26 protein-coding genes are annotated in these 24,459 nt (G+C 39.4%); 4 read left to right on the top strand and 22 right to left on the bottom strand.

All coding sequences use genetic code 11. From position 1 onward, the window contains the following. Positions 1-146 precede the first annotated feature (146 nt). From BM157_RS07605 to BM157_RS07585, 5 genes are all read right to left on the bottom strand, one after another. Positions 147-1,055 (bottom strand): radical SAM mobile pair protein B, encoded by a 909-nt coding sequence (locus tag BM157_RS07605; protein ID WP_015567824.1) that lies wholly within the window; start codon positions 1,053-1,055, stop codon positions 147-149. Then, on the bottom strand, positions 1,043-1,732 hold the full coding sequence (locus tag BM157_RS07600) for a radical SAM mobile pair protein A (RefSeq protein ID WP_090140550.1): 690 nt from the start codon (positions 1,730-1,732) through the stop codon (positions 1,043-1,045). The genes BM157_RS07605 and BM157_RS07600 overlap by 13 nt, the downstream gene beginning before the upstream one ends. Beyond that, entirely contained in the window at positions 1,729-2,166 is a 438-nt protein-coding gene (locus BM157_RS07595; protein ID WP_004844961.1) for a radical SAM mobile pair system MarR family transcriptional regulator, read from the bottom strand. Before BM157_RS07595 ends, BM157_RS07600 begins: the two co-directional genes overlap by 4 nt. A gap of 245 nt (positions 2,167-2,411) precedes the next feature. After that, positions 2,412-3,710 (bottom strand): tyrosine-type recombinase/integrase, encoded by a 1,299-nt coding sequence (locus tag BM157_RS07590; protein WP_090140548.1) that lies wholly within the window; start codon positions 3,708-3,710, stop codon positions 2,412-2,414. Positions 3,711-3,797: 87 nt separating this feature from the next. Next, complete coding sequence (locus BM157_RS07585; protein WP_005604344.1) at positions 3,798-4,418, bottom strand: helix-turn-helix domain-containing protein; 621 nt, start codon at positions 4,416-4,418, stop codon at positions 3,798-3,800. 175 nt (positions 4,419-4,593) lie between these two features. On the opposite strand from BM157_RS07585, the gene BM157_RS07580 reads away from it, so the two are divergent. Next, complete coding sequence (locus BM157_RS07580) at positions 4,594-4,824, top strand: helix-turn-helix domain-containing protein (RefSeq protein WP_005604346.1); 231 nt, start codon at positions 4,594-4,596, stop codon at positions 4,822-4,824. A gap of 351 nt (positions 4,825-5,175) precedes the next feature. Next, positions 5,176-6,702, top strand: coding sequence for a MobA/MobL family protein (locus tag BM157_RS07575; RefSeq protein ID WP_005604347.1), 1,527 nt, complete (start codon positions 5,176-5,178; stop codon positions 6,700-6,702). Positions 6,703-6,787: 85 nt separating this feature from the next. On the opposite strand, the gene BM157_RS07570 is transcribed toward BM157_RS07575, so the two are convergent. The 4 genes from BM157_RS07570 to BM157_RS07550 form a co-directional block, all read right to left on the bottom strand. Continuing rightward, on the bottom strand, positions 6,788-7,474 hold the full coding sequence (locus BM157_RS07570) for an SdpI family protein (RefSeq protein WP_005604349.1): 687 nt from the start codon (positions 7,472-7,474) through the stop codon (positions 6,788-6,790). Then, the gene (locus tag BM157_RS07565) at positions 7,471-7,740 is read right to left on the bottom strand and encodes an autorepressor SdpR family transcription factor (protein WP_005604351.1); all 270 of its coding nucleotides are present in this window, start codon (positions 7,738-7,740) and stop codon (positions 7,471-7,473) included. The genes BM157_RS07570 and BM157_RS07565 overlap by 4 nt, the downstream gene beginning before the upstream one ends. Positions 7,741-7,997: 257 nt before the next feature. Continuing rightward, positions 7,998-8,237 carry a DUF6061 family protein gene (locus BM157_RS07560; protein ID WP_005604353.1) on the bottom strand — a complete coding sequence of 80 codons (240 nt, stop codon included), beginning with the start codon at positions 8,235-8,237 and terminating at the stop codon, positions 7,998-8,000. A gap of 312 nt (positions 8,238-8,549) precedes the next feature. Beyond that, the gene (locus BM157_RS07550) at positions 8,550-8,882 is read right to left on the bottom strand and encodes a winged helix-turn-helix transcriptional regulator (RefSeq protein ID WP_008373705.1); all 333 of its coding nucleotides are present in this window, start codon (positions 8,880-8,882) and stop codon (positions 8,550-8,552) included. A 142-nt stretch (positions 8,883-9,024) separates the two neighbouring features. On the opposite strand from BM157_RS07550, the gene BM157_RS07545 reads away from it, so the two are divergent. Beyond that, positions 9,025-9,378 (top strand): cupin domain-containing protein, encoded by a 354-nt coding sequence (locus tag BM157_RS07545; RefSeq protein WP_090140544.1) that lies wholly within the window; start codon positions 9,025-9,027, stop codon positions 9,376-9,378. Positions 9,379-9,484: 106 nt separating this feature from the next. Here BM157_RS07545 and BM157_RS13000 read toward each other — a convergent pair whose 3' ends face one another. The 7 genes from BM157_RS13000 to BM157_RS07515 form a co-directional block, all read right to left on the bottom strand. Next, a complete protein-coding gene (locus BM157_RS13000; protein ID WP_008373708.1) occupies positions 9,485-9,631 on the bottom strand; it encodes a hypothetical protein in 147 nt (48 codons plus the stop codon). 28 nt (positions 9,632-9,659) lie between these two features. Next, a complete protein-coding gene (locus tag BM157_RS07540; protein ID WP_090140541.1) occupies positions 9,660-10,394 on the bottom strand; it encodes a MerR family transcriptional regulator in 735 nt (244 codons plus the stop codon). A gap of 262 nt (positions 10,395-10,656) precedes the next feature. Beyond that, positions 10,657-12,450, bottom strand: a complete 1,794-nt coding sequence (locus BM157_RS07535; RefSeq protein ID WP_318255863.1) for a recombinase family protein — start codon at positions 12,448-12,450, stop codon at positions 10,657-10,659. Positions 12,451-12,459: 9 nt separating this feature from the next. Continuing rightward, positions 12,460-13,305, bottom strand: coding sequence for a DNA damage-inducible protein D (dinD, locus tag BM157_RS07530; RefSeq protein WP_090140540.1), 846 nt, complete (start codon positions 13,303-13,305; stop codon positions 12,460-12,462). A 69-nt stretch (positions 13,306-13,374) separates the two neighbouring features. Next, the gene (locus tag BM157_RS07525; RefSeq protein ID WP_090140538.1) at positions 13,375-13,665 is read right to left on the bottom strand and encodes a helix-turn-helix domain-containing protein; all 291 of its coding nucleotides are present in this window, start codon (positions 13,663-13,665) and stop codon (positions 13,375-13,377) included. 64 nt (positions 13,666-13,729) lie between these two features. After that, entirely contained in the window at positions 13,730-13,978 is a 249-nt protein-coding gene (locus tag BM157_RS07520) for a hypothetical protein (protein ID WP_090140536.1), read from the bottom strand. Beyond that, positions 13,975-14,367, bottom strand: coding sequence for a replication initiator protein A (locus BM157_RS07515; protein ID WP_318255862.1), 393 nt, complete (start codon positions 14,365-14,367; stop codon positions 13,975-13,977). The genes BM157_RS07520 and BM157_RS07515 overlap by 4 nt, the downstream gene beginning before the upstream one ends. 379 nt (positions 14,368-14,746) lie before the next feature. Between BM157_RS07515 and BM157_RS07510 the strand changes: the two genes are divergently transcribed. Further along, positions 14,747-15,598: a helix-turn-helix domain-containing protein gene (locus BM157_RS07510; protein WP_090140533.1), complete on the top strand. Its 852-nt coding sequence runs from the start codon at positions 14,747-14,749 to the stop codon at positions 15,596-15,598. A gap of 186 nt (positions 15,599-15,784) precedes the next feature. On the opposite strand, the gene BM157_RS07505 is transcribed toward BM157_RS07510, so the two are convergent. From BM157_RS07505 to BM157_RS07480, 6 genes are read right to left on the bottom strand one after another with little or no spacing between them, the layout of a single operon-like run. Next, positions 15,785-18,667 carry a DEAD/DEAH box helicase gene (locus BM157_RS07505; RefSeq protein WP_090140531.1) on the bottom strand — a complete coding sequence of 961 codons (2,883 nt, stop codon included), beginning with the start codon at positions 18,665-18,667 and terminating at the stop codon, positions 15,785-15,787. Between the two features lie 2 nt (positions 18,668-18,669). Further along, positions 18,670-21,114 carry a site-specific DNA-methyltransferase gene (locus BM157_RS07500; RefSeq protein ID WP_090140529.1) on the bottom strand — a complete coding sequence of 815 codons (2,445 nt, stop codon included), beginning with the start codon at positions 21,112-21,114 and terminating at the stop codon, positions 18,670-18,672. 9 nt (positions 21,115-21,123) lie between these two features. After that, complete coding sequence (locus BM157_RS07495) at positions 21,124-21,888, bottom strand: radical SAM protein (protein ID WP_318255861.1); 765 nt, start codon at positions 21,886-21,888, stop codon at positions 21,124-21,126. Between the two features lie 18 nt (positions 21,889-21,906). After that, positions 21,907-22,767: a three-Cys-motif partner protein TcmP gene (gene tcmP / locus BM157_RS07490; protein WP_090140526.1), complete on the bottom strand. Its 861-nt coding sequence runs from the start codon at positions 22,765-22,767 to the stop codon at positions 21,907-21,909. A gap of 35 nt (positions 22,768-22,802) precedes the next feature. Then, entirely contained in the window at positions 22,803-23,927 is a 1,125-nt protein-coding gene (gene tcmP / locus BM157_RS07485; RefSeq protein ID WP_090140524.1) for a three-Cys-motif partner protein TcmP, read from the bottom strand. Positions 23,928-23,938: 11 nt separating this feature from the next. Continuing rightward, a complete protein-coding gene (locus tag BM157_RS07480; RefSeq protein ID WP_090140522.1) occupies positions 23,939-24,160 on the bottom strand; it encodes a helix-turn-helix domain-containing protein in 222 nt (73 codons plus the stop codon). Positions 24,161-24,459: the final 299 nt, after the last annotated feature.

Genomic DNA, 24,459 nt, shown 5'->3' with positions numbered 1-24,459 from the left:
ACGACTAAATAAAACTTTCCCTTATTTCCCTTACGATTATCTCATAAGGGCAAAAATAAGGGAAAATACATATCATTTCACTAATGAATGGGCTGGAATGTCTGTAAAATAGGGAAAGTTAGAAATATATTTCGGCAAACTTGAAGTTAGCGATTTCTTTTTCCGGTATTCTCTGTCCCACGGATTTCCTCATGATAGAAATAATCTACGATCACCGGATGTCCCTGCGGGACTCTGCCATAAGGCATTTCATTATCCACAAAGGCACAATCATACTTCTTAGCCATTTTCTCAGCTTTTACTTCAAGTGCTTCAAAGTAGCTGCGGTTATGCTTGTTATAGATCTCGTCGTAAAGTGGTACAAGATCAGGATATTTTCCGGCGATATAATCCATAATTGTCTTTTTGAAACCGCCTCGAAGATTGAGATTTTCGAGCCAGAACAGATCGCACTGATTCTTTACCCGCTCAAAGATTGCTTCAAAATCCGTGATACCGGGGAATACCGGGGATACGAAACAGACTGTACGGATACCTGCCTCATATACCTGCTTCATAGCAGCGATACGGTGCTCAATGCTCGAAGCAGAATCCATATCGTTCTTGAAATTTTCATCTAGTGTGTTGATCGACCATGAAACGGTTACACGTCCAAGCTTCTTCAACAGATCAATATCCCGTACCACAAGATCCGACTTTGTGCAGATCAGAATATCTGCGTCACTGCCGATCAGCTGCTCCAGAAGTTTTCTGGTATTCCCGAATTGCTCCTCCTGTGGATTGTAGCCATCTGTCACAGAACCGATGACCACCCGCTGTCCGGCATATTTCTTCGGATTTTTAATTTCCGGCCAATGCTTCACATCAAGGAAAGTGCCCCATTCCTCCTTGTGCCCGGTAAAGCGCTTCATAAAAGAAGCATAGCAATACTTGCAGGCATGTGTACAGCCCACATAGGGATTGACCGAGTAACCGCCTACCGGCAGACTAGACTTAGTCATGATGTTCTTTGTTTCCACCTCACGAATGAGGATTCCATTCATTACTTCTTCCATGATTTCTGCACCTCTAACACTTTATTAAATTCTTCCGGCATTTCCTGAATCATATTTTCATCCCCTATGATAGGGACAAGGTCTTCCTTCATAAACACCGGAATGCCGAGCTTATGTGCCTGGTCCGTCAGAGACCATGCCCATTCCGGCTCCGTATGAATCTTCCTGCTCTGAGCTCCGGTCATGGTGCCCACAACGATCCAATTGATTCCGGAAAGGTCAACTGTGCCGGGATCATCGAATAACGGCTCAAAGGTAACATGGTAATGTTTTGCTCTGACGTTTTTCCGAAGGGCGTCGATACGCCACAGTTCTGCTTTCCTCGTCACCGTAACGCCAAACCATGCGTTTTCCAAATTGGTATCAAAATCCAGCAAATCAGGTCGCTTGGTAAGGAACAGGAACTGATGCTGTGGATTTTCACGGATCTTTGCAAATACCTCGCCGCTCCATTCCGGCTTCCATCCGGAGAGATCGCTCATCCCGGTAAGAAGAAAATTCTGCGGACGTTTCTTTTCCATCATCTTGAGCTTACCCGGAAAGAATTCAGGGTCAGCGAAGTCATCAATCATATGCCAGCGTTTCACGTTGTTGCGGGCATAGCAATATGCACACCCCACTGTGCAGCCAATGACGATATTCATGTTCTGAATCTGATCTTTGATACAAATACTCATGACTTCTGCCACTCCTCAAGATTCTTTCTGATGCGGTCGAGGCATTCCTCAAACCTGGTAATTTCTTCCTCTGAAAAACCTTTGTAGTAAATACTGCCCATCTCATCAGATACAGAATCGTACTCGCCCTTTAAGGCATGTGCTTTCTCAGTCAGAAACAGGAGCGTTTTCCTTTTGTCAGTTTCAGACTGAACACGGCTTATCAGCCCTTGATTTTCCATTCTTTCCAGCATCGTAGTAAGAGATGTTATCGCTAATCCGCATTTAGTCGAGAGTGACCTGATTGAAATACCATCCTTCTGCCACAGCACATAAAGAATACGTCCCTGGGCTCCATTAAACGCATCAATATTCTTTTCACTGAGAATCTTCTCGAAAATCCGGTCTCCAAGCTGTTTTATTTTGGTGACAAGAAATCCTCCATTCATTTCCATACGAAAGCTCCTATATAGTAGTTTATTAAAACATACTATATAGGAGCTTTATTGTCAAGAGTTTATATGTCTTAATAGGTAAATTCCGTTTTTTTCAATTCTCCAAACTGGAATTTATCTATTAACTCTCTTAACTTTCCCCTATTTTCAAGGCTTCCCGCCATTGAAAATTCTATATATGTATCCTTTTCCCTTGTTTTTGCCCTTATGGGATAATTACAAGGGAAAATTCATTATTCAGTTGTTTAATCGTTGCCTGCCACTTTATCAAGTAACTTTGCGGATTCCCGCTTGGCTTTTCTTGTGGAATGGGCGTAGACATTCATTGTGGTACTGACATCTGAGTGTCCTAACAGTTCCTGCACATCCTTAGGCTGAGCCCCGTTGGATAAGAGGTTTGTCGTGTAGGTATGCCTCAGTGTGTGGAAATGGAAACCTTCAAGCTCCGGTACTTTTCTTCCTGCTGTCCGGCAGGCTGTTTCTATGGTTGCCGGAAGTTCCAGACAACCATCCTCCCTTAAGCATACAAAGAAGATTTCGGTGTAATCTTCCGGCACATTCTCTGTCATTCCCAAATGATAATACTCGTAATGCACCCGATTCTTTTCCATTACTTCTCTGTAAAAATTCCGCTGGTAGAGTTCCCCATACTGAAAACGGTTTTTGTGCTGTTCCTTTTTTGCATTCCTCAAAATATCTGCGAGGGTATCGCCAAAGTCAACAACCCTGATCTTTTTCCACTTTGTCGGACCGATTTCGTGCTTATGGGTAGCACCATTGTAGCGGATGCTCCTGCGTACAGTGAGATACTGTTCTTCAAGGTTGATATCCTGCCATGTCAGACCTGCTACCTCTCCAAGTCTGAGACCTGTAAAGTATGCTATCTGAACCGGAAGAATCGCATCCCCACTTCGTTTTCCAAGCTGTTCAATCAGTTTCCGGTACATTTCAAAGGAAAGCGGTTTAACCTTGTCTCTGTCTGTGGCTGTTTCATCCGCAAACAAATCTGTTTCTTCCTTTTTATGCCTCATCACCACATACTGCATTGGATTGAAGGTAATAAACTGTTTCGGAAATACCGCAAACCGGAATGACTGTTGCAATACTGCTGAAAATGACCTTACATAATCAATGGAATATCCTTTTGATATAAAATCTCCCACAGTGCCTCCAAATGAGAGCAAATCCATAAACTCCTGCAGGTGTACCGAAGTCACCGTTTTCAGTTTCCTTTTGCTGATAGGGTGTTGTTTGATTCTCCCAATTGTCTGAAGATAATTGCCAACCGTTCCATTACTCAATGTGCCTGTCTTTAATTCTTCCTCAGCCCACAGGTCAAGCAACTCTCCGAGTGTGATGTTTTCAGCCTTTGCAACAAACCGCTTGGCTTCATAATCCTCCATTGCCTGCCTCAACAGCTTTTCCGTCTCGCTTTTGTTTTCCGTACCTGCAAATTCCTTCTGCACCAGATTACCGCTTGCATCTTCCACATAGAAGCGGTAGTACCATTTCTTTCCTTTTTTTCTTACAGATCCTTTTGCCATAATCGTGTGTCTCCTTTCGATATCAGACAATCGGAACTGATGAAATGCTTTCTGCGTGTAAGTATATCATAACTCCGGTTGTCTAATCTATACCGGTTCGGAGTCTTTCTCTGAAAGAAGATTTGCAAGCCTTACGGCTGCCGTTTCGGGATTCTTGGAATAGAGCCTTACAATGTCGCCCATGTCGTTCAGTGCGTTTACCGTATGGGTGATTTCCCTAAGGAACATAATCTCATTATATTCCTGATTGGATTCAAACCCCATTACTTTTGCAATTGTGGCATCTTCCGTATTCCCTTTAAAATTCTTACAGGCATATTGAAAGGAATCAACGAATAATTCGTATTCCTTCAACATCAGCAGCAGTAAATCTTTGGAAAAATCCGCTTCGTCTGCCTTCATATCATAAGGCAGTTTGGAGAGAATGGAAGTCATGGTATCACGAATCTGTAATTCCCTTTTATCCGTAACATCACTTGTCATTTCTTCCGTCTCGCCCTTCAGCCACTCCACTGATACATGAAGTGCTTCCGACAGACCATCCAGAACAAGCTTCTTGGTGTTGTCAATCGTTCCTGCCTCATACCGCTGTATGGTGGAAGCGGTAACTCCCATCTTTTCTGCTATATAAGGCTGGTTGACACCTAATTCCAGTCTGCGTTGTTTTGCCCTGCTACCGATTAACTTGCGTAATTCTTTATCTTTCATTCTGATACGCCTCCTTTTTCGGTATGGCTAAAGTATAACACAGTAAAAGTAGCATTGCAATATGCAAGTTAATAATTACTTTTAAAATTTCGTAACGCTTGACAAGAAGATATAAAAGTTATATAGTAGGCATAGTTACAAAATTGCATTATGCAATTCAAGAGGAGGTGTTTTAATGACAGAAGTGAAGATTGCACTGTCCATTGAGGAAGCTGCCGACTATACGGGTATCGGCAGAAATACCCTGCGGAAACTGGTAGAATGGAAAAAGCTTCCGGTATTGAAGGTAGGACGGAAAGTCCTTATCAAAACGGATATGCTTGAAAAGTTCATGACCGCCAATGAAGGCAGGGACTTAAGGGACAAAGGAAATGTCAGAGCTGTCACAAGAAATGTGACAAATTAAATAGGGACAGTCCTAAGACCATCCCTAAGGTATGTATCTGACCGAAGCCATGATATACCTACACGCAAATAGATTATACCATGTGCTTCCTCTAAGATACAACTGGAAATTTAAGAAGTGGGGAAGAAACTTTTTTATACAAGCCCTCGGCGTTTGAGAGCGAAATACACCCCTCGCACAAATCTTACGATTTGTACTCTGTGTATTTCGCCCTGCTGGGAGCTTTTCGCCGACAGGCGGATATGTTCGTAGACAGGCTACCTATGTAGCCTACTCACTTTCACATTAGAAAGTTTCCCATCCTCATTTCTTGCAGCTTCGTACTTGGCAGATACGGAAAGGAGGAAGCACATGCCAAGAAATTCATTTATTCAGATGACGAAGCTCCACAATGTCCGGGGAAGAATTTATTATATTTCAAGCCCAAAGAAGCAGGAAAATCTGTATGCGGTATATGAAACCACAGACCGTAATTTTTGGACTGACCTTGCAAAATATAATCAGGCAGAATTTAAAAAAAACGGTACGGAGGGGAAATGTATTGAGGCAAGGGAATTGATCATAGCCCTGCCGGAATCTTTTACGGAGTATCCTCCAGACAGACTGTTGCAGATATTTACAGACCATTTCAGACAGACTTACGGAACGGACTGTATCGCAGCCCTGCATCACAATAAGCGGAAAACCAACTATCACATCCATCTCATTTTTTCGGAGCGTACACTCTTGGAACAGCCCATAGAAAAGGTTGCCACCCGCAATATGTTCTATGACGAAAAGGGAAATCATGTACGCACCAAGAAAGAGATACTTGATGAAGAAGGAAATATCCGTAAAAGGTGTAAGGTGATTCACAAAGGTGAGGTATACGAAAGACAGATTTTCTCCATTAAGGATAAACACTTCAAGGCTGAAAATTTCCTTGATACCGTCAAGCAGGATTATACCAATCTTATCAATCAGTATGTGTGGGATAAAAGCCAGCGGTTAGAAGTTTTTGAGCGTGGCGGTATGTATCTTGCCACCAAAAAGATTGGTAAGAACAATCCGAAAGCCACCGAGATTGAGGCAGACAACAGTAAACGCACCTTGTGGAATCAGACTGTTGACAGAGCGATTGTAACGGGTGTTTCCAAGTCAGAAATCATGCAGATAAAAAAGGAACGGATAACGGACAAGATTGTGGAATCCGTATGGCTTTACGGAAACAGACCGAATCTGTTATCTTCCATTATCGGTACTGCCATTGCAGTATTAGAACTGTTAATCTCCAAAGTATTTCTCAAAACTCTGGAGCTTGCAGATAAAGTAATTTCCAAAGAGCTTGAAGCAAGACCGGAGAACACAGATTTCAAAGAGCAGAAAGCTGTACCAGAAGAAAGCAGAAAGCAGACAGATACACCAAAGCCTGCCATACCGCCAAGACCACAGCCATCACCGGAAGCAGTTTCTTACAAGCACTTATGCGAAATTTATCAAAAGCTGCAAGAACAGAATAAAGCAATTTTTGCACTCGAGAAACAGCGAAGTGACCTTGAAATTGAACTGTCCGACAGCAAAGGTATCTTCAAAGCAAAAAGGCGTTCCGAACTTTCAACAGAGATAGCCGGATTGGAGGAACGTATTTCCCGAATGAAAGCCCGATTATCCCATATCGTAAAGGAATACGGGTATCAGAATGCGGAAGCCTTCTACAAAGCATTTCATAAGTCAGAGACAGCTTATGGGGATTATCAGGACAGCCTTAAGAATTGGAAACAACGGTATGGAGAAAAGCCACAGTCTCTACACGATAGGCTTATATCTAAGAAACAGGACATAAAGGAGCGAGAGTTAACAAGACCATATTCTCCACCAAACCGTGGAAGGAGTAGATAACAAACGAAGGGAGGCAATTGCCTCCCTTCGTTTGTTATCTCTCCGTAAAAGACTGGAATTTCACCCTCTCGCATAAAGATACAAATTATTTTTTTATTTCCTTATCATATATCTTTTTTGAGTATACCACAGTTACAATTGTTGCTAATAATAAATAAATCAACATAAAGATTGTGCCAGTCATCCCACTTGTAAATACGGTTGTAATGATAGTCAATAACCCCGTAATAATAATACATATTGCACCAAAGCGGTTACTCTTTCTCCATGTATTATCATTGTGCATACTCCAAACGGTTCGAACTCCCACTACTGCATTTCGTTTTGCCTTTGTCATAAAATTTCCTAATACAATAAATATAATACCACACAAAATACATGAAACTTTTGCAATGTCAATAACCGCATGTTCACCACCTGCATTTGCCTGTATCCAAGAAGAATAAAGAATAAAATAATGCATAATCCCGAACATGATTGCTTGCGAAATTCCTACAACACATAATACCTTTGCAGAAGATTTTGCTTCCATCTGTTCCTTTTCTGTATTTGCATTTTTTGATTTTTTCTCAAACACATAGATTAGCAAGTGCCAAAACAGTGTAATAAACAAAATAATTACCGGAAAAATAAAGCTTTCTGTTTTACTTCCCCATCTGTCAGTGTTTCCCTCCAAGTCATGATGCATAGGTATAATATCAGGCATAAACTGTAGTACAACACTTGTAACTACAACTGGTATCATTGCTACTATCCACATTATTTTTTTCATACTTTTTTTCCTCCAAACTGGTTAACCCATATAATTAATTCATCGAAAACCGTAGTGTTGATTTCATAATAAACAAAGTTTTTCTCTTTATATTCAGATATCAAGTCTGCGTTTTTAAGTAATTTTAAATGATAAGAAAGAGCAGCCGGTGTAATCTGTAATTTTTCAGCAATCTCTCCGGCATTTAATCGTTCATTTCTCAACATAATAAGAATGTCTCTTCGCTGGCTATCTGCCAATACTTTAAAAATGTTAGTTTCTCCCATATCTTTTACCTATTTAAAACTTTCTTTAAATAGATTTTAGCATGCTATTTGTTTTTGTGCAAGAACTATTTAAAAATAATTTTAAATAGAGGGGATACACTGAAAAATCAATGTGTCCTCTCTATTTACCTTAAGGCAAAATTCAAACATCTAGAAACTTAAGATTCCTGCCTCTTATTATGGAATAACCGTACGTTCTATATATTTTTCTGGAATTTTTAGTACTAGACCTCTATCATGATATTATATTAGCAAAATCACCACGTATCTAAACGATCCTCTGCATCAACCCATACTTGCATTTCTCCATCCAAGTATAATCTTGCATATTCTAATGGATTATCAATAGCCAAAGCATTCAACGAACACTGGGAGCCGGGAGTAGTTCTCAATCCTTCCTCTGCCTTATTGCAATCAATTCTAAGCACTACATTTTCAAACGTGGTTACATCTATGCTATTACATTGCGGATTATATCTTGCATAAATCAATCTCATATCTTATCTGTCCTTTCCTTAATTTTCTAAAAGTTTTGAAAGCATTTCAATCCGTTCTTCCTGCCATTTTCATTTCATGTTATAATTTGTTACTGGATTTTCTTTCCCTTAATTTTGCCCTTGTGAGCATTCGTAACATGAGGGAAAAGGATATAACACAAGGGAAAGCGTAAGGGCAAACTCACTCGCTACAAATTTAGCATTTTCAAGGGGTTGCGGACTTCACGAGGATAAGATATAACAGTTAATAAATGTTATGAATTAAGTCAAATCAAAACTGGAATTGTTCAAGCTTTTCAAATACTAACGTCCTTAATTCTGTTCAATAATTGATTTATAGTAGTTACCAAAGTCAGCAAGTGAATTAACAATTGGAAGCATTTTTGTTCCGAGTTCCGTTAAGCCGTATTCAACTCTCGGTGGCTGCTCATGGTAATCGTGGCGATATGCCAGCCCATCACTCATCATTTGTCTTAAACTATCTGTCAAAACCTTTTGTGAAATACCATCTATACTTCGTTGTAGCTCATTGAATCTCCATGGACGCTCTTTCAAGTTACGCAAAATCAGCAGTTTCCATTTTCCTCCGATAAGAGATACTGCTGTTGCAACTGGGCATTCCGGTAATTCTTCTTTTGCTCGCATAATTCTCACCTCCGAGTCTATTGTAACACATTCATTTTTGAGTGTACAGTTACAAAAAGGTGCGTACTTGTTTTTGTATGTGTCTCACACTATACTAATACCAAGCAACCAGAAACTACAAATTAACTATGGAGGTATTATTATGGCAAATTACACAAAAACAACTATTGGAAAGGAAAACCGAATTGAGCTGCATGAAAAGTTGTCTTTAACAGGTGCAGAAATCAGTTTAAACAAACTACCTGCAGGAGCAAATGTCCCATTTGTTCATTCTCATAATGAAAATGAAGAAATCTATGGAATTCTTTCAGGTAACGGCAAAGCCATAATTGATGGAGAAGAAATTAGCCTTTCAACTGGAGACTGGCTAAAAATCGCACCTGCTGCAAAGCGTCAGTTTTTTGCATCCGATATTTCTGGAATTACTTATATCTGCATTCAGGTAAAAGAAAATTCTCTGGAACATTTTACAGCAGAGGATGCCGTAATCGGCTAATTAAAAGTATTTATTTACAAAAATGCACAGTTCACGATAAGCTAAGAACTGTGCATTTCTTTTTTGTTCAATATTACGTTTTCTCAATTTTTCAAACAAGAAGTTATCAGTGATTATCTTTTAGAAAACAGCCAACTACAGCGACGCCAAATCCAAGAACACCTAGGACATATCCCCAAAAATTATTTGTTGTCACAGCAATTCCTAAAGGTATTATTGCAATCCCCAATAACTCAATCTTAATTCCTTTCATCGCAAATACCTTCGTTACAAACTTAAATTTACCTTCCGCTCATATAAAATATATCAATAGCTTTACTTGCAAACTCTGCTGTGCCAACTCCTCCAACATCATCAATATTTTCCGTAAGTTCTCCTCCACCGGCATACATTCTTCCAAGACCGCATAAAATCTTATCAGAACATGTATAAAAATGATCTGTAATGTAATCCTGAAGTTTCCTTACCTGCAACTGCACCTGTTCATCTTCTGGGTCCATTTCTTTCATTTGTCCGAATTCAACAAATAATTGCATAAACTCATTTGCAACAGTAGCTTCATCGTCTTTCGTCCAGTTCTTTGTTTTCTCTTCAAACTCCTTATACTCAGAGGTTTGTCCCCATTGTTCTTTTGCTCGTTTAGAATACTCATCAATCTTTGTTGTATCAAATACTTTAAAATCCATATATTTCACTCCTATTCCTTTTATTCCTCGAGCGAAACTAATAAGATTTTCAAGATGCTCTTTTTTCATAGTTAGCAATTCAATCTGCTGCTCTAATGCTTTGTTCCTGTCAAAGTTAGGGGCATCAATTATCTTTTTAATCTCCTTAAGCGGAAATTCCAATTCTTTAAACAGTAAAATTTGTTGCAGCCTTTCCAAGGATGTATCGTCATACAACCTATAACCTGACTCTGTATATTCAATAGGTTTTAAGAGACCAATGGTATCATAATACTGCAGAGTGCGTATACTCACTCCTGTTAATTTACTTACCTCATTCACTGTCATCATTGTCATTTCCTCCTCTCGATAAACATATCGTAAACTATTACGTTGCGTAGGAGTCAATAGTTTTTCAAAGAAATTTTCAAAATTAACAGCTTGATAAATTCCGATTTACCAGACTCTTTTTAGTTTTTCTGAATCATCTTAAAATGCTTCAATGCCTCCACAATTGCGCTCTCTTTACCTGTGAAATATACAGATTGGAAACCTTCATGCCGTCATTATGTTCAGACACATACTTCTTTATCTCATCATATGTTGCATTAGTCTATGCAGATGTTATATCCATATCATCAAGTTCAATTGTGACATTAATGTAATCATCTGGCTTTTGTTTCAATTGGGACAAAAGAACAACCGTCTCAAGTGTTGATAACTTTTCCAAGGAAACCATATGCTCATCTGATTTCTCCTTGTCCAAAGAAATTCCCTTGATTTGTGCTACTTCCTTGCCTTCTTTAATAATCGGTACTGGAAACTGAAACTTAATATTCTGAATCCAATTTCCATCTTCCCGTCTTTCTTGGAATATGTCAATACGTTCAATAAATGCCTGCATGAACTGTTTCTTTTCAGCATCCGTACATTCTGAATACACTTCATTAAAAGCACCTAAAAATCCGTATATGCTATCTGCATCAATCTGATTTTTCTTAAGCTCATAAATCTGAGACTTCAGTTCTGCCATTGTTTCTTCCACTTCATCTATTTTATCATATTGAGCATCCAATCGTCTCTGCAAATCTACTATTTTTTTATCGTAATGGGTATCTGTAACATCCAGATTATCCATCTGCTGTTCAAGGCGTGTTTTAATAGTCTCTGCCTGATGAAGACTTGCATTTAACACAGATAACTGCTTTTCCAGGTCCGTCGTGTCAACAGTTGCTCCTATTTTATCCTGAATGGCATCCTTGAATTTTCCTTCTTTTGTCATTGCTGTAATCAGCTTTGCAAGCATATCATCAATCTGTGTCTGCTCGATGTTACATCGGAACGTACACTTGTGCCCGGTAGCATTCACGGTATTCTTACAATAATAGTAATATCTGGTCTTGTTATCTTTTCGCCCTGCTTTAGCAATATTTCCATACATTCCTTTTCCACAGCAAGGACATTTTAATATACCAGACAAAATATGTGCATGTTCCGGATCATGAATTTTTTCACGCTTGTAATTATTTTTTGAACGCTTTTCCTGTGCAAGTTTCCAGTCTTCCTCGGCAATAATTGCTTCATGAACTCCCTCATAAACAGGGAAATCTGATTGCTCCACTACATGAGTTTCATTACGGGTTCCTGTTTTCTTCTCTGTACGCCTGCGTCCATATGCTATCTTCCCCATATATACCGGGTTATCAATTATCTTCTTGATAAAGCTGGCCGAGAACCCCGGTATTGTTCCATTCTGACGCAGCTTCTTTGTATATCCATGATTGTTCAGATAATTTGCCACGCCATTGATTCCATCATTGGTATGAATATACCTGTCAAAAATCATTTGAATAATTTCCACTTCATCCTCCGCAATAACAAGTTCCCCATTTTCCAGCCTATATCCATACGGAGCAAATCCGCCATTCCATTTACCTTCTCTCGCCTTCTGCTCACGCCCAGCCATTGTCTGCACTCTGATATTTTCCCGCTCCATCTCTGCTACGGCCGCAATGATAGATATAAGCAGTTTACCGGCTTCTTTTGAACTGTCGATTCCATCTTCCACACAGATTAGGTTCACACCATAATCCTGCATAAGCTGTAAAGAGCTGAGTACATCCGCCGCATTTCTGCCAAATCGGGATAATTTAAATACAAGGACGAAATCAACTCCGTCCTTGCCATCTTCAATATCATTCAACATCCGCATAAATTCCTGACGACCTTTTATATTCTTACCGGAATGTCCTTCATCAGAATATTCTCCTACAATCTCCATATCTTGAAATTCTGCATATTTTCTTAGCTTGTCCTTCTGTGCATCAAGACTATAGCCATCAACCTGAATGGCTGTAGATACACGAGTATATATGTAACATCTTGTTTTCTTCTTCAATAATCTCACGCTCCTGTGTTATTCATTGGTTAATTTTCCAGACTGCTCAGCAAGCTTTTTCTCTTCTCGCTTTACCCTGCGTTCCAGTTTCTTAATATCTTCCGATGCTGGTAAATCTTCCGGTTTAATTCCTCTTTGTCCAAGCATGTCTCTAACAGAAGTATTATTTTCCACATGTTCAACAGTGATTGCAGATTCTCCTTGCAAGTCCTTTTCTTCAACATTATAATTTGTCATTTCAGTTGCAAGATTTTTTGCGGCAATGGTAAGTGTTGGCAGGAAATCCGCAAGTGGTCTTTTATCCTGTACTCCCAAATGTTCTTTCATCTGTTTAGTGGTAAATCCACCAAATAAAGCCTGATCTCCTTTAGACCGGATACGGCCAAATCCTGCATCATCCACTCCACGCTCATATATATTTTGAGACAATCTTTTTTCCGATTCCCTTAATTTTCCTCTTGCCTCTGTTCTTTCGATATAAGAAATTCTTTCTTCAATCAATTCCTGTTTTCTAGTCTGAACCGCAAAATAGCTTTGTGCAAAAGCTATCTGCTCCTTTCGTGGATCTCCATTTTCAGCAATAAGATAACATGCATAACGGGTAAGCATATAATCCTCAACTTCTCTATTGGCTCCACTTCCCAATGTGACCATTTTGCTGACGCCAGCAAAATGGTCTTCCACTCTAATTCCGTTATTTTTACAAGAAAGCATTCCCTTTTTTACAACATTTTCGAAATTTCTCCATTGAACATAGTCCAATAATGTCATTAATTCTCGTGCATACCAATACTCAATGCCATCCTCTTCATGTCGGATATCATCAAATTTTCTTCTGTACAATTCTATTATTCTCTTTTCCATTCAAATTTCCTCCTCTTATGAACATATTGCTGACGCCAGCAATATGTTTTTTACTATTAATTTTTTCAATTACTCTATCGCATTCTCATTTGTGCTCCTTATCTTGTCATAATACGCTTTATACCTGTAAATCGTCCTCTCACTGACATTATTGCGATTTGCAATCTCTACCATAGTCATTCCACTTTCATAACCGGCAACAAAATCATTGTAGATTGCCATCCACTTGGCATTGTGCTTCTGGCGTCCGCTCATTTTTCTGTTTTTATAATACTCCAGTTCTTCACGCAGCTTCTCATTCTCTCTTTCTAATTCTGCAATTCTCTTAAGTGCTGCTTCCAGTGTTTCAATATTTTCCATTTTCATTCTCTCCGTTTATGTCATTTTCATTTTGACTTTATTATAAATTGGATTTATGTGTAAGTCAATCTGATATTGTCATGCAACACTTTTTCCCAGACCACCACTTCTTCATGTTTTCTGCATATCTTCCATATCGCTTTACAGCAAGTTCTTTCCAAAAGCATCCCGCGTGAATATTTCTTAACCATTCTTCTACAGCCCACTTTCTTTTTAACAGTGGACCATATTTTATAATCATATTAGTGATAGCATCGGTGCATCGTTCAAATGCTGCATTTTCCTTTGCGTCTTCATAATACTTTATTCTCATTTCCTATTTCTCCATTTCTTTAACTGAATTTCTGGTGTCCATTCGGAAGTTTCCGGCTGTAAAATATCATGGACATAGATTTTATTCGGCTTTCCCAATCCCTGGTGTCTGCGGTAGATCAACCCATGCTGTTCCAATTCTATCAGCATTTTATTGACCTTCTTGTTTCCCAGATTCATCAAATTCATAATTTCTTCGATTGTAAAAATGATATAGGTAATGCCAAATTCATCACGCCATGCGTCTCCATTGGAGTCTGACAGGCACTTGCGATCCAGAAGTATTCCATATAATACTTTTGCCGCATTCGTCATGTCTCTGAACATGTCTTCCTTAAAAAATCTCTTAGGTATCCTGTAAAACTTATAATCAAAAGTTACATTTTCCATTGTTTTATCCTCTCTTTCATTCCTAATTTCGCTACTTGGCAAGCAGTGCATTTGTGCACACAAAATGCATTTTTAGCTTGTTGGGGAAATGCCCCAATCCCCTAAAACCATGAAAATAAATTTTCACGGAGCTACGCCTATCGGCTTTGTCATGCTGATGTATTTCCAACATTTCATAAATTTTTCACCCCTTCCCTTCCCGGTTTATGAAATTATTTTCTCAAATTTTCTATGCCGATTCGGTATATCCAAGATGCTGGAAAAATTTTGTTTTTATCAATTTTTCCAACATCCGGGACAAGACAGGAAAAGAATTTCTCTTTATCTCATGGCAATATCATGGTAATCTATCTGTATCTTTAAAAACGAGGAAGATACTATGCATACAAAACTTACCATACCAGAAAGACTGAAAGATTTGAGAGTCTCAGAAAAAAAAATGTCGTTGCAGGAGTTATCCGATGCCACCGGTATCCCCAGCTCCACGCTTGGCAATTATGAAAAAGACGAAAATATAGATATGTCACTCGGCAATCTTATAACGCTTGCAGATTTTTACAACATAAGCACAGATTACCTTCTTTGTCGGACAGAATTACGGAAACATAAAAATCAGTCAGTATCTGATCTGCACCTGAATGACGATGCAGTCCAAATATTGACTGACAAAAAATATAATCCAAGATTATTATCTGAATTGCTCACACATGAAAATTTCAAAAAATTCATGACTGACCTGGAAATCTATATTGATGGATTTAACGATAAGGGAATTCAGATAGCAAATGCTTTTCTTGATGTGATGCGATGCAAATTAACAGAGCTTGGTGCCGATTCCACCGATACATTTGCAAATGTATTTGATAATTCACACATTGAGTCAGAGCAATATTATATGAATATTCTGTCAGCAGACCTAAAACCGATTGTCGCTGACCTACGAAATACTCATATGAAAGATAGCAATACCGCCAGCGACATTGACTATCAAAGTATGGTCAAAAATATCATTGATGACTTTACATCTCAAATACCTACTACCGCAGATGGCGATACAGAGTCATCAAATGATGCTTATATAAATGGTCTTTTGCTTCTTTTCTGCAAAAATCTGGAGATGAAAGTCACTCAGCTTTCTGTGGAAGAAAAGCAGACATTAAAAGAAATATTCTCCCGTTCTAAGCCTGCAAAGGAGCATCGGAAGTTGAGACGGAGGAATCCGAAATTGTAAATCATTCAGTTCAAAACAAGCCACAGTGGATTATATCCAATGTGGCTTGCTCCCTATGACTACTTCTTCGCAGAAATCTATCAGTTGTTGCAACATCCTCTCATGGTCACGCTGATAGTGCAGAATCATCTATTTTGAAATAACTACAACAGCAATTTCAGCTCTTTTGTCATAACTGAATTTTTCTTATTCGATAACGCCATCTGTGTCAAAGATGTGATCGAGCTCGTCTGTATTTATTGCATGAGATACTTTATCCCGAACAGCTGTTTTAGACATATCTAATCTCTTAAACTTGTGATTTCCAGCAGCATCTTTGCTCATACGAATAAGCTGAATTCTTCCCACACCCGGATTCTTTTTTGCGTAATCTGCGAATCCCTTCGCTTTTCCGAGATTATCCTTAAAGTCAGGATTATGTGGTTCAAGAATATCAACAACATACCCGAGGACACGATCTTTTCTTACTATAATGAAATCAGGATAAGTAGGCTTTATTTCACCATCAATTTCATAAGGAATACAAAGTGCCCATGAGCCTCTGGAAGGATTCCGAATCCAACAGACAAAGTCTTCTCGTTTTTCTTCCTCTTCAATGACTCCTGCTTCCCAAGTATTTAATTTCATAGTTGCTACACCGGTTATGTCGCTGACGAAAAGATGATTTCTATATTCTTTTCCCCCCACTTCATGTGGCACCTGAATAGTCTCAGGCAAACGGAAATTATGTTTGCTAACAGAATCACCATCTGAAACAATGCTGTCGTAATCTTTACGAATTTTTTCAGAGTCGATTGTAGCAATATATCTGCGATAATCATCATTCAATCCGTGAAAGCGAATCTCTGCATAAGAATGTAAACGGTTCATGCACTCTTCGTCAGCAACAAAAAGAATAACATCAACTTTAAATGCCGTTAGGTCAGACATATCCATATACTTGTTACCATATGCCATGCCGATGCCTTCTCGCCCGAGCTTTACATCAGCAATCCTAAATTGTCTCTCTATATCAGAATCTGTCGTTGTGAACAAGTCATGCACCGAATAATTGTCCACAGTCTCTCCAAAGGCATCAAAGATTTGAGTCGCCAGCTTAAACTGTTTAACCTGCTGAACAAGGTCATCATATTTTCCTTCTGTCTTAAGACCTTCCACATAATTGTGAATCATCTCAACGATTTCATCCTGAACTTCTCGAATTGCCTCACGATGTAATTTAGACATCGTAAGTAAATGTGCCATCCTATACAACGATTTCAGATAATCATTGATTCGAAGTGCTCTGATGTTATAAGAAAGAAGTCCTGCATCGTTTATAAATTTCATAACATCTTCACGATTAAACATATCTTCCGCTACAGAGGTATTTTGCTGATCCGTTTTGGAACTTTCCACAATGTTACTTCTGAGTGGTGATTCTATGTCAGAAGTCTGTGACATAGTCAATCCAGACTGAACAAGAGCTGTTGTATCAGTGGTCTGTTGCATCTGATTCTGTCTCGATGTATATGCTAGTTGTTCCTGCACTCCAGTAATTTGAGGATACGTCGTAGGAACGATATCACCAGTTGGCTTCGTTGTTACTATATCAGTCTGCCGCTCAGATATTGTCTGACCGGAAAATACATCAAACAACGTCATCTGTCCCGGAGTCTGCTGCACTTCTTTTTTCTTCTGTGGTCTAACAGTCAATGTTTCAAATTTCTTTCCAGATAAGGATTCACCATAAATATCGGTCGGAATATCTCCACCTTCCGTACTCTGCAAGGCTTCTACAACATCCCTAACTGTATCTTCATTGAAGTACGGCAAATAGAGATGCACATCGTTCAAAACATCGTCCACCTGAATATGCATCTGCATTGGTGTTCTGACCATTCGCCCGAGAAGCTGTGCAATATATGTAGCATCGTTTGCATGTTTAAAGGACATCATTGTTTCTGCTCGCGGACAATCCCAGCCAGTTGAAAGATTTTCTTTAAAGAACACTACGCGAATGTTTCTATCTTCAGCAATATTGGAAGGCTCCTCATAACGCACATCAAGCCCATTGACGTTCAGTGTTGCTGCTGTGCTACCAAAGGTATGAACAACTTGACCGCTTTCTAGCTTGAATCCTGTCCGTTCCTCTATCTTTGCAATACAGTCATCTAGATTTGTGTCAGTTAGAGCATCTCCCGTTCCATTCAAAACCTGAATGATTAAAATTGGATTTACATAGGCATAGTGTTGCTCAAAGCAATACTGCGTCCAATGTTCCCACTTTTCCTTCCAATCATCTGCAGCTGCTTGCAGAATAGCCATATCATTATTGACCGCCCCTTCTTCCGGATAAGTGATAACAATCCTGTCCTTTAAAAGTCCAGAAGCACGCACTTCATCCGTTGTCACTATTGATTTATGAATTGTAGAGGACGTGCCCTCGACCAATGCATTGAATCTCTGCGTGGTAGCAGACATACCGATAACTACCGGCATTGGAGGAATTCCATCATCTTCACTCCCCTTAATAAATTTCTGCATTATAGTTGTTGCTCTGCTGGCTTCGCGTCCTTGCATACCACGGTGTGCTTCGTCAATGATAAAATACAGTCGGTCGCTTTTCTCCCAAACGGTATTTGCAAGAGTCTGCCAAATCGTATAAGTACGCCCATCGCCATTTTTCGTGAGTTTAGAAGTAACCGATAATTTCTGTGTATTCAGAAAATAAACATGACCATCCTCAAATACCTCTTTATCAAAGGATTCCTCAGAAATCGTAACGCACTGCGACAACTTAATCTTATCAGCCTTGGAGTCGATCTTCTGCTTCGACTGCTCGTTCAGCTGAGGCGAATCCGAAAGCCAGACTATAATTGCATTCGGTTGCTCCATATACTGTTCATCGCCGAAAAGAACAGCCTCAATCAGCGCAGACATGATGATGGTCTTTCCAGCTCCGGTTGGTGCAGTGAAAGAAACCACCTGTGGTGCATGTGTTCTGTGATAGCTACCCATTGCCTCCGCAGTCTTCATGCGGATATCAGCAAGAGCTCTCTTCTGAAAAGGGAATAATTCTATTCTCATGTTTACCTCCCCGTATTGATTCTGAAATTATCCAGATAATCTCTATAAAGCTGATAGCAGTCTTTGTCATCGTAAGAACGAATCATCGACCGATATGCCGTTTCTGAATCCGTTACAATGAAAATTGTCTGGATCTCTGGATTACGTCTTAATTCCGCATCAAATTCAGAATAGTATATCTCATCCATCAAAACAGCCATCTTATTCTGCGGCAAGATCAGCATATTCGAGAGATCATCATTTTCAAGAGCCGGGCACCTACCAATGGCTCCTCCCTTCATCCAGAGCACCGGAAGCAGTTCTCGGAACTGTCTGCCAAGGGCAACAGAGGTTTTATCTAGAAAACCTAATTTAAAGTATTCGCAGTTTGCCTTGAATCCGTCCTTCATTGGCATCACTACTGGCGACTGTATTAATATAGGTTCGAACATACCCTTGATTCTTGCCTTGAGGCTCTTAAAAATTCTATTATTAGATGTAATAATGTAAAAGTCTGTTATATGATCCATTCCATCTAGGGCTTTTAACCATTCATCACCGGCAGTGTCGTCTAATAATATTGTTACTGTATGCTTTGTCTCATCTGAAACTATGTATTTTGCCTCTTGTGATACAAGTGTCTGAGGTAATTTTTTGTTCGATAATATTGAAACAAGTCTTTTCTTTTCGCCTATTTTCAAAGAAGAAGCATCACTCACAAATCCTATCTGAATAATATTTCTATCTTTTTTTTCAATACTCGTCTTATAGGTTGTATATTCGCCCTCTAAATAATTGCCATTAACATCATGACCTTTGATGCTACATTCTATCCGTGGCCAAGTAACATATTTGGCAATTCCAAGTTTTTCCCATTCTGGATCTCCCGGTTTAAAGCCCTGCACAGTCAGTGTATCACTTTCGTCTTTTCTCAATTCATTATTTGTCACGCAAATGCACCTACGACATCCGCCGTCCTCTGCATTGAGAAGATTTACTGCATGAAGTGTTGTCCCTGAACCAGCAAAGAAATCGATAATAAGTGCATTCGGCTTATTAGCAACAAAAAATCTAATCGTATCATGAACAGCATATAATGATTTAGGAAAAGTAAACCTACTTGATCCGAAGAATTCTTTAAGTAAATTTGTGCCTCCTTGCTCAGCATTATGCGACTTTATACGCCATTGAGTACCGGGTATAAATTTAGGGATATATGCATCGTCATCTGTTATAACTGAGCCGTCTTGTCTATGACCTATAATTGTGAATGCGCCTTTAGCGATTTTTTCTCTTTCTCCCTTCGCCAAATAGGTGATTGCTGTATTTTCACCTCTCCAGTTACCTAATTTTGCATATCCAATATCTATAGAAGCTTTCAAATTTTCACTGCTTATCTGCCAATTACCCTCTGTACCATCAGCGCGTATAGGCCAAACAGCAACACAACCGTCTGGCGCTACTATCTCGGACGTGTTTGTGCCATAATATGACTCTCCTACAGAGTGAAAGACCGGGCCTGCATCCGTATTATTGATAAACACTGGATAAAATTGGTTTGGACTATCTGCTCTTGCCGTATGTGAGCCTGAACGCAATAGCTCCTTCCATCTCAAACGAGAAGCTCTTTTATCTTCAGATATTTTCCATTCATTAGTTAATGGCAATGGTTCCGGACTCGATACTCCAAACTGTACAAAAAACAAGTACTCATCAGTTCTACCAAATTGTTGATGCCTTGCAGCTCCTTTAGGATTGATTACACTACTTACCATTTGGATAGTTGCTTCAGGGAACAATTCTTCCAATAAACATCCAAGATGTAGATACTCCTTCTCATCAATAGTAACAATAAGAACCGAATCATTCGGATTCAGTAGTTTTTTTGCAATCCTTAGTCTCTTCTCCATCATTGAAAGCCACTTACTGTGACGATATGCGTCAGAACTGTCCACATAGTCATTATTATATTTCCAGTCTTTTGCCCCAGTATTGTACGGTGGGTCAATGTATATGCAATCCACCTTTTCTGCGTAAAGATATTCTAGAAGTTGAAGTGCGTGATAATTGTCTGCCTCAATCAGTGTATGCCAAAGGTCACTGTCTGGAGCATTCTCAACAGTGTCTATCGGCTTTAATGTCGGATAAATTGCCTCTCCAAACTCGGCTACTGTAACCAGCTCATCCAGCCTGAAGGTTTTCTGCTCATGTGTTTCCCTACGATCACACTGAACCTCATCTTCGTCGATATTCATGACCATATAAATGTCGCTGACATACCCGGTCTTCAGAGCAACTTTAGAGCCAACACGAATCGGCACATCATAAAGCGGCGTGCATTCTGGCAGATGTTCTTCAAACACCAATCCGAACTTCTTTTGCTTCAGTAATTTATTTGTTTCCTGCAAGATTCTTTCCTTGAGTGCCGGATCGTCAATCTGTTGGATCAGGTCTTGTAATAAAGCCATAACACCACCTCATTCTTCCGTTATTGTTTTTACCTTAATATGATAATCAATGCCATGTTCCTGACAGAAGGAAATCACATCTGCCGCACACTCATTGTAAAAATGCTTATGCCTTTCGTAGGCGTTTGCTACCTTACTATAGTTCGTTCTCCCGAAAATGATCCGATCTGTAAAAGATACCGCCTCAAGTAGTTCGTGCAGATTCTGCTCAACCATGTTCGGTGTCGGATACGGCTCCATACTTACCCACGTCTTACAACCGGCATCGTGAAGTGCACCCAATGCTGCCAGTCGTTCTGCACAGGAAACGGCTCCCGGTTCCATCTGTTCCCGATAAGCTTCATCCAGAGTGATCAGTGTAATCCCATATTCGTTTTCCGGAGAAAGCTCCGCCAATTCTATAGGTAACAGTCCCTTTGTTAGAGTAGTACATTTGATACCAGCCTCGTTCAGCTTTCGGATAGCCGCAATGCTCATCTTGGCCACCTCTGGGTATCCTTCCATGAACGGATCTGTGGTAAAGCAAAGCTGCACAGACTGAATCTTATCTCTGAGCCTCGGTATCTCTTTATCCAGCAGTTCAAGCGTGTTTGATACAAGCACCGGCTCAAGCCAGCTCTCGTAATCCTTAATTTGCCCGAATCGCTTCTTCATCAGGAATGCGTAACATGGATATTTACACCCATGTGCGCAGCCCTGCACGTGATTCATTGTGTAGTCACCATACTCTACTCCTGTTTGATAAAGCATGGATTTTCGTTTTATCGTCTTCAAGTTGTTTCCGTCCTTCGCCTATTTATTCTTTAATATATGATTTGCTATCTTCAAAGCAAGTTTTTGTGCTGCTTCACTCTCGTTCGAAATAGCAAAGCAGAATAGGAACATCGGCGATCTTCTACTGTTCCTGAAAATACGTGCATATTTAGATACACATGGAAAGATTGTCTCTAGCCTGGAAAGGATATAATCCCTTATGTGATCCGGATTTGCATCCTTAATCATCCTTTCACCATCGCTTTGTCCCGTTTCTGGGAACAAATCAAAAAGTGACATCTGGGGATCTTTCTTGTAAAATTCTTCCCGCCATCCAGAATCTCCAAGCAAGCGGTCTATGCATTCTTCCCACTTATCGTACTTTCCGTTTTTCGGCAGCATCCGCTCAAGTGCAGAAAACGGAAATAGGTACCATACATCTATCGATTTCGTCTGCGCTACATTTTCAAGCGTAGTCCAATTTACCTGCGTCGCATATGGATCTAAGAACAGCAAGCCTCTGTTATATCTCCAGTCTACACTGCTAATAATCTCCGCAAGCTTATCATTCGCATCGCCACAGTAAATCGTAACAATTCGCCTCATCTGCGGGAACTCGGTATTTATCATATTCTGAAGTTCTCCCGCCTTCTGAGAGTCCGCTTCTATAAAATAATAGTGATCGAACTTTTTTTCAGACGCCAGTGCACGCTTAGCGGAGCCCACAAGATACTGCCCACCGTCGCTGGTCTCGATCTCACCGGTTCCAGCAAAGGCGTCTATATAAATCTTCTTAAACTTCTGATTTTGCAGTGCAATTATGTATGCGTCCAAATAACTAGTGAAGATATTCAGCTTCTCTTCAGTCCAATTGCCACCAAATTTCTGCGATATTGCCATATATTCCAATCACCTCATATATCTGAAACTCTATCTCATGAAGAGAAAGAGATCACCGTTTCCTTTTTTCCTGTCTCAGAATTCACAATCTGCTCGATCTTCGCGTCAAAAAAATCCGTAAGATCACTCTTTATCTCATTACGGAATCCGTCTGAAGGAAAAATCGGGTGGTTATCTAAAAGTTCCCACATCTCATCAAGAGACACTTGTTTTCTACCTCTAAAACTGCGCTGCAGATATTTCGCGATATCGATAACATGTAAACAGCTTTCATCCTCTTCTTCAGTAATTTCTCCGAAAAAATCAAACGATAACTGCCTATTCTCAGTCGAATGCTTAGTAGAGGACTGTGCACCAAATACCTTCCAAGCACTCTTCTTGTAAAGCTTAAATCCTTCCTTATCGCTCGTACAATGAATCAAATTGTACACAAGTGAATTCTGCGTGTTATAGAAGGGAAATGCCGATACATAATATTTACGAGTTCCCTTTAGAGAATTTATGATTTCCTCCACTCTGGCCTCATATGCTACCTTGTCACTTCCATAAGGTACCAGTTTTTCAAAATCCTCCAGATATGTGTTCTCATACTTTGCCTTTGTTGTCCTTTTCTTGGCACTTGTAATCGCCCGCACCGGATCTGAAACCATATGATTAATCATAACCTCTCCCCAATTTCGGAAAAACGGCAAAAGTGATTTCCAATCAATAGTCGCATCATATGGATCATAAAGCAGAAAATAATGAAAATTCCCTGTTCCATACAACTGTGGGCCGATAGTCAAAAGTAACTCGTGTGCATCGCTACAAGATGTGACAATCTTAAAATTACGTTCATCTTGTGGAAGATGCTTTTTCAATTCATCTACCCGTGCTTTATCTTTGTCATTCAAATAAATATGTATATTATTATCCGTATAGGTTCTAGCCACTTCCCAGAGCACTTCTGAAACACGAACTGCCGTCCCCTTCACTACTTGTCCAGCATCATCAATATACACCCCACTATTACACATACAATCAATAAAAATCAGACCATCGCAAGAATCAGTCAACAGTAATTTTTTTGCCCATGATTTTATATATTCCTCAATCAATTCAAATTTTTTAATCGTATGAGGACTTGCCTTACTAATCACGCTCTTTTTCTTGCTAGACATCGTATCACTCCTCAGCCAATTTCATTTTCTTCTGTAGGAATTAGTTCCACTATATCTCCTATATCACAATTCAAAGTTTTGCATACTTTCATTAGTACTTCCATACTTACCCTTTCTCCCTTAGAAAGTTTGGTTACCGAAGCCCAACTGATTCCAGCAGATGCTTGTAAATCTTTCTTCTTCATGTCTTTGTCAATCAATATTTTCCATAATTTTTTATAGCTAACTTCCACGATAATCACCTCGCGATTTTCAAAAACGTGATCCATATTATAGTATATCATTCAACGAGATTTATTCAACGATTTTCTTTACAAATGCAAGAATCATCTCTGCAATTAGCATATTTTTCCATATATATTAAATAAATTTAATGTTATTGATAAATATATACTAAATATATCGTCTTATTAGATAAGATAGATATTATTCATATAAGTCTTAATATTCAGTTTTATTACCTTGTCCTTTTGACACTCCAAGACAATCAAAAAAGACATCCTTTGACCCGTAATAATTACGGTTCAGGAAT

This window comes from [Lactobacillus] rogosae, from assembly GCA_900112995.1.
In the GTDB taxonomy this organism is placed as follows: domain Bacteria; phylum Bacillota; class Clostridia; order Lachnospirales; family Lachnospiraceae; genus Lachnospira; species Lachnospira rogosae.
Note: the sequence above shows the minus strand (reverse complement) of the source record. Positions and strands in the feature narration are given on the sequence as shown.

Excerpts from the sequence above, each read along its gene's own strand:
- BM157_RS07605 (WP_015567824.1), bottom strand. The coding sequence starts at position 1,055 with ATGGAAGAAGTAATGAATGGAATCCTCATTCGTGAGGTGGAAACAAAG.
- BM157_RS07600 (WP_090140550.1), bottom strand. The coding sequence starts at position 1,732 with ATGAGTATTTGTATCAAAGATCAGATTCAGAACATGAATATCGTCATT.
- BM157_RS07595 (WP_004844961.1), bottom strand. The coding sequence starts at position 2,166 with ATGGAAATGAATGGAGGATTTCTTGTCACCAAAATAAAACAGCTTGGA.
- BM157_RS07590 (WP_090140548.1), bottom strand. The coding sequence starts at position 3,710 with ATGGCAAAAGGATCTGTAAGAAAAAAAGGAAAGAAATGGTACTACCGC.
- BM157_RS07585 (WP_005604344.1), bottom strand. The coding sequence starts at position 4,418 with ATGAAAGATAAAGAATTACGCAAGTTAATCGGTAGCAGGGCAAAACAA.
- BM157_RS07580 (WP_005604346.1), top strand. The coding sequence starts at position 4,594 with ATGACAGAAGTGAAGATTGCACTGTCCATTGAGGAAGCTGCCGACTAT.
- BM157_RS07575 (WP_005604347.1), top strand. The coding sequence starts at position 5,176 with ATGCCAAGAAATTCATTTATTCAGATGACGAAGCTCCACAATGTCCGG.
- BM157_RS07570 (WP_005604349.1), bottom strand. The coding sequence starts at position 7,474 with ATGAAAAAAATAATGTGGATAGTAGCAATGATACCAGTTGTAGTTACA.
- BM157_RS07565 (WP_005604351.1), bottom strand. The coding sequence starts at position 7,740 with ATGGGAGAAACTAACATTTTTAAAGTATTGGCAGATAGCCAGCGAAGA.
- BM157_RS07560 (WP_005604353.1), bottom strand. The coding sequence starts at position 8,237 with ATGAGATTGATTTATGCAAGATATAATCCGCAATGTAATAGCATAGAT.
- BM157_RS07550 (WP_008373705.1), bottom strand. The coding sequence starts at position 8,882 with ATGCGAGCAAAAGAAGAATTACCGGAATGCCCAGTTGCAACAGCAGTA.
- BM157_RS07545 (WP_090140544.1), top strand. The coding sequence starts at position 9,025 with ATGGCAAATTACACAAAAACAACTATTGGAAAGGAAAACCGAATTGAG.
- BM157_RS13000 (WP_008373708.1), bottom strand. The coding sequence starts at position 9,631 with ATGAAAGGAATTAAGATTGAGTTATTGGGGATTGCAATAATACCTTTA.
- BM157_RS07540 (WP_090140541.1), bottom strand. The coding sequence starts at position 10,394 with ATGATGACAGTGAATGAGGTAAGTAAATTAACAGGAGTGAGTATACGC.
- dinD (WP_090140540.1), bottom strand. The coding sequence starts at position 13,305 with ATGGAAAAGAGAATAATAGAATTGTACAGAAGAAAATTTGATGATATC.
- BM157_RS07525 (WP_090140538.1), bottom strand. The coding sequence starts at position 13,665 with ATGGAAAATATTGAAACACTGGAAGCAGCACTTAAGAGAATTGCAGAA.
- BM157_RS07520 (WP_090140536.1), bottom strand. The coding sequence starts at position 13,978 with ATGAGAATAAAGTATTATGAAGACGCAAAGGAAAATGCAGCATTTGAA.
- BM157_RS07515 (WP_318255862.1), bottom strand. The coding sequence starts at position 14,367 with ATGGAAAATGTAACTTTTGATTATAAGTTTTACAGGATACCTAAGAGA.
- BM157_RS07510 (WP_090140533.1), top strand. The coding sequence starts at position 14,747 with ATGCATACAAAACTTACCATACCAGAAAGACTGAAAGATTTGAGAGTC.
- BM157_RS07505 (WP_090140531.1), bottom strand. The coding sequence starts at position 18,667 with ATGAGAATAGAATTATTCCCTTTTCAGAAGAGAGCTCTTGCTGATATC.
- BM157_RS07500 (WP_090140529.1), bottom strand. The coding sequence starts at position 21,114 with ATGGCTTTATTACAAGACCTGATCCAACAGATTGACGATCCGGCACTC.
- tcmP (WP_090140526.1), bottom strand. The coding sequence starts at position 22,767 with ATGGCAATATCGCAGAAATTTGGTGGCAATTGGACTGAAGAGAAGCTG.
- tcmP (WP_090140524.1), bottom strand. The coding sequence starts at position 23,927 with ATGTCTAGCAAGAAAAAGAGCGTGATTAGTAAGGCAAGTCCTCATACG.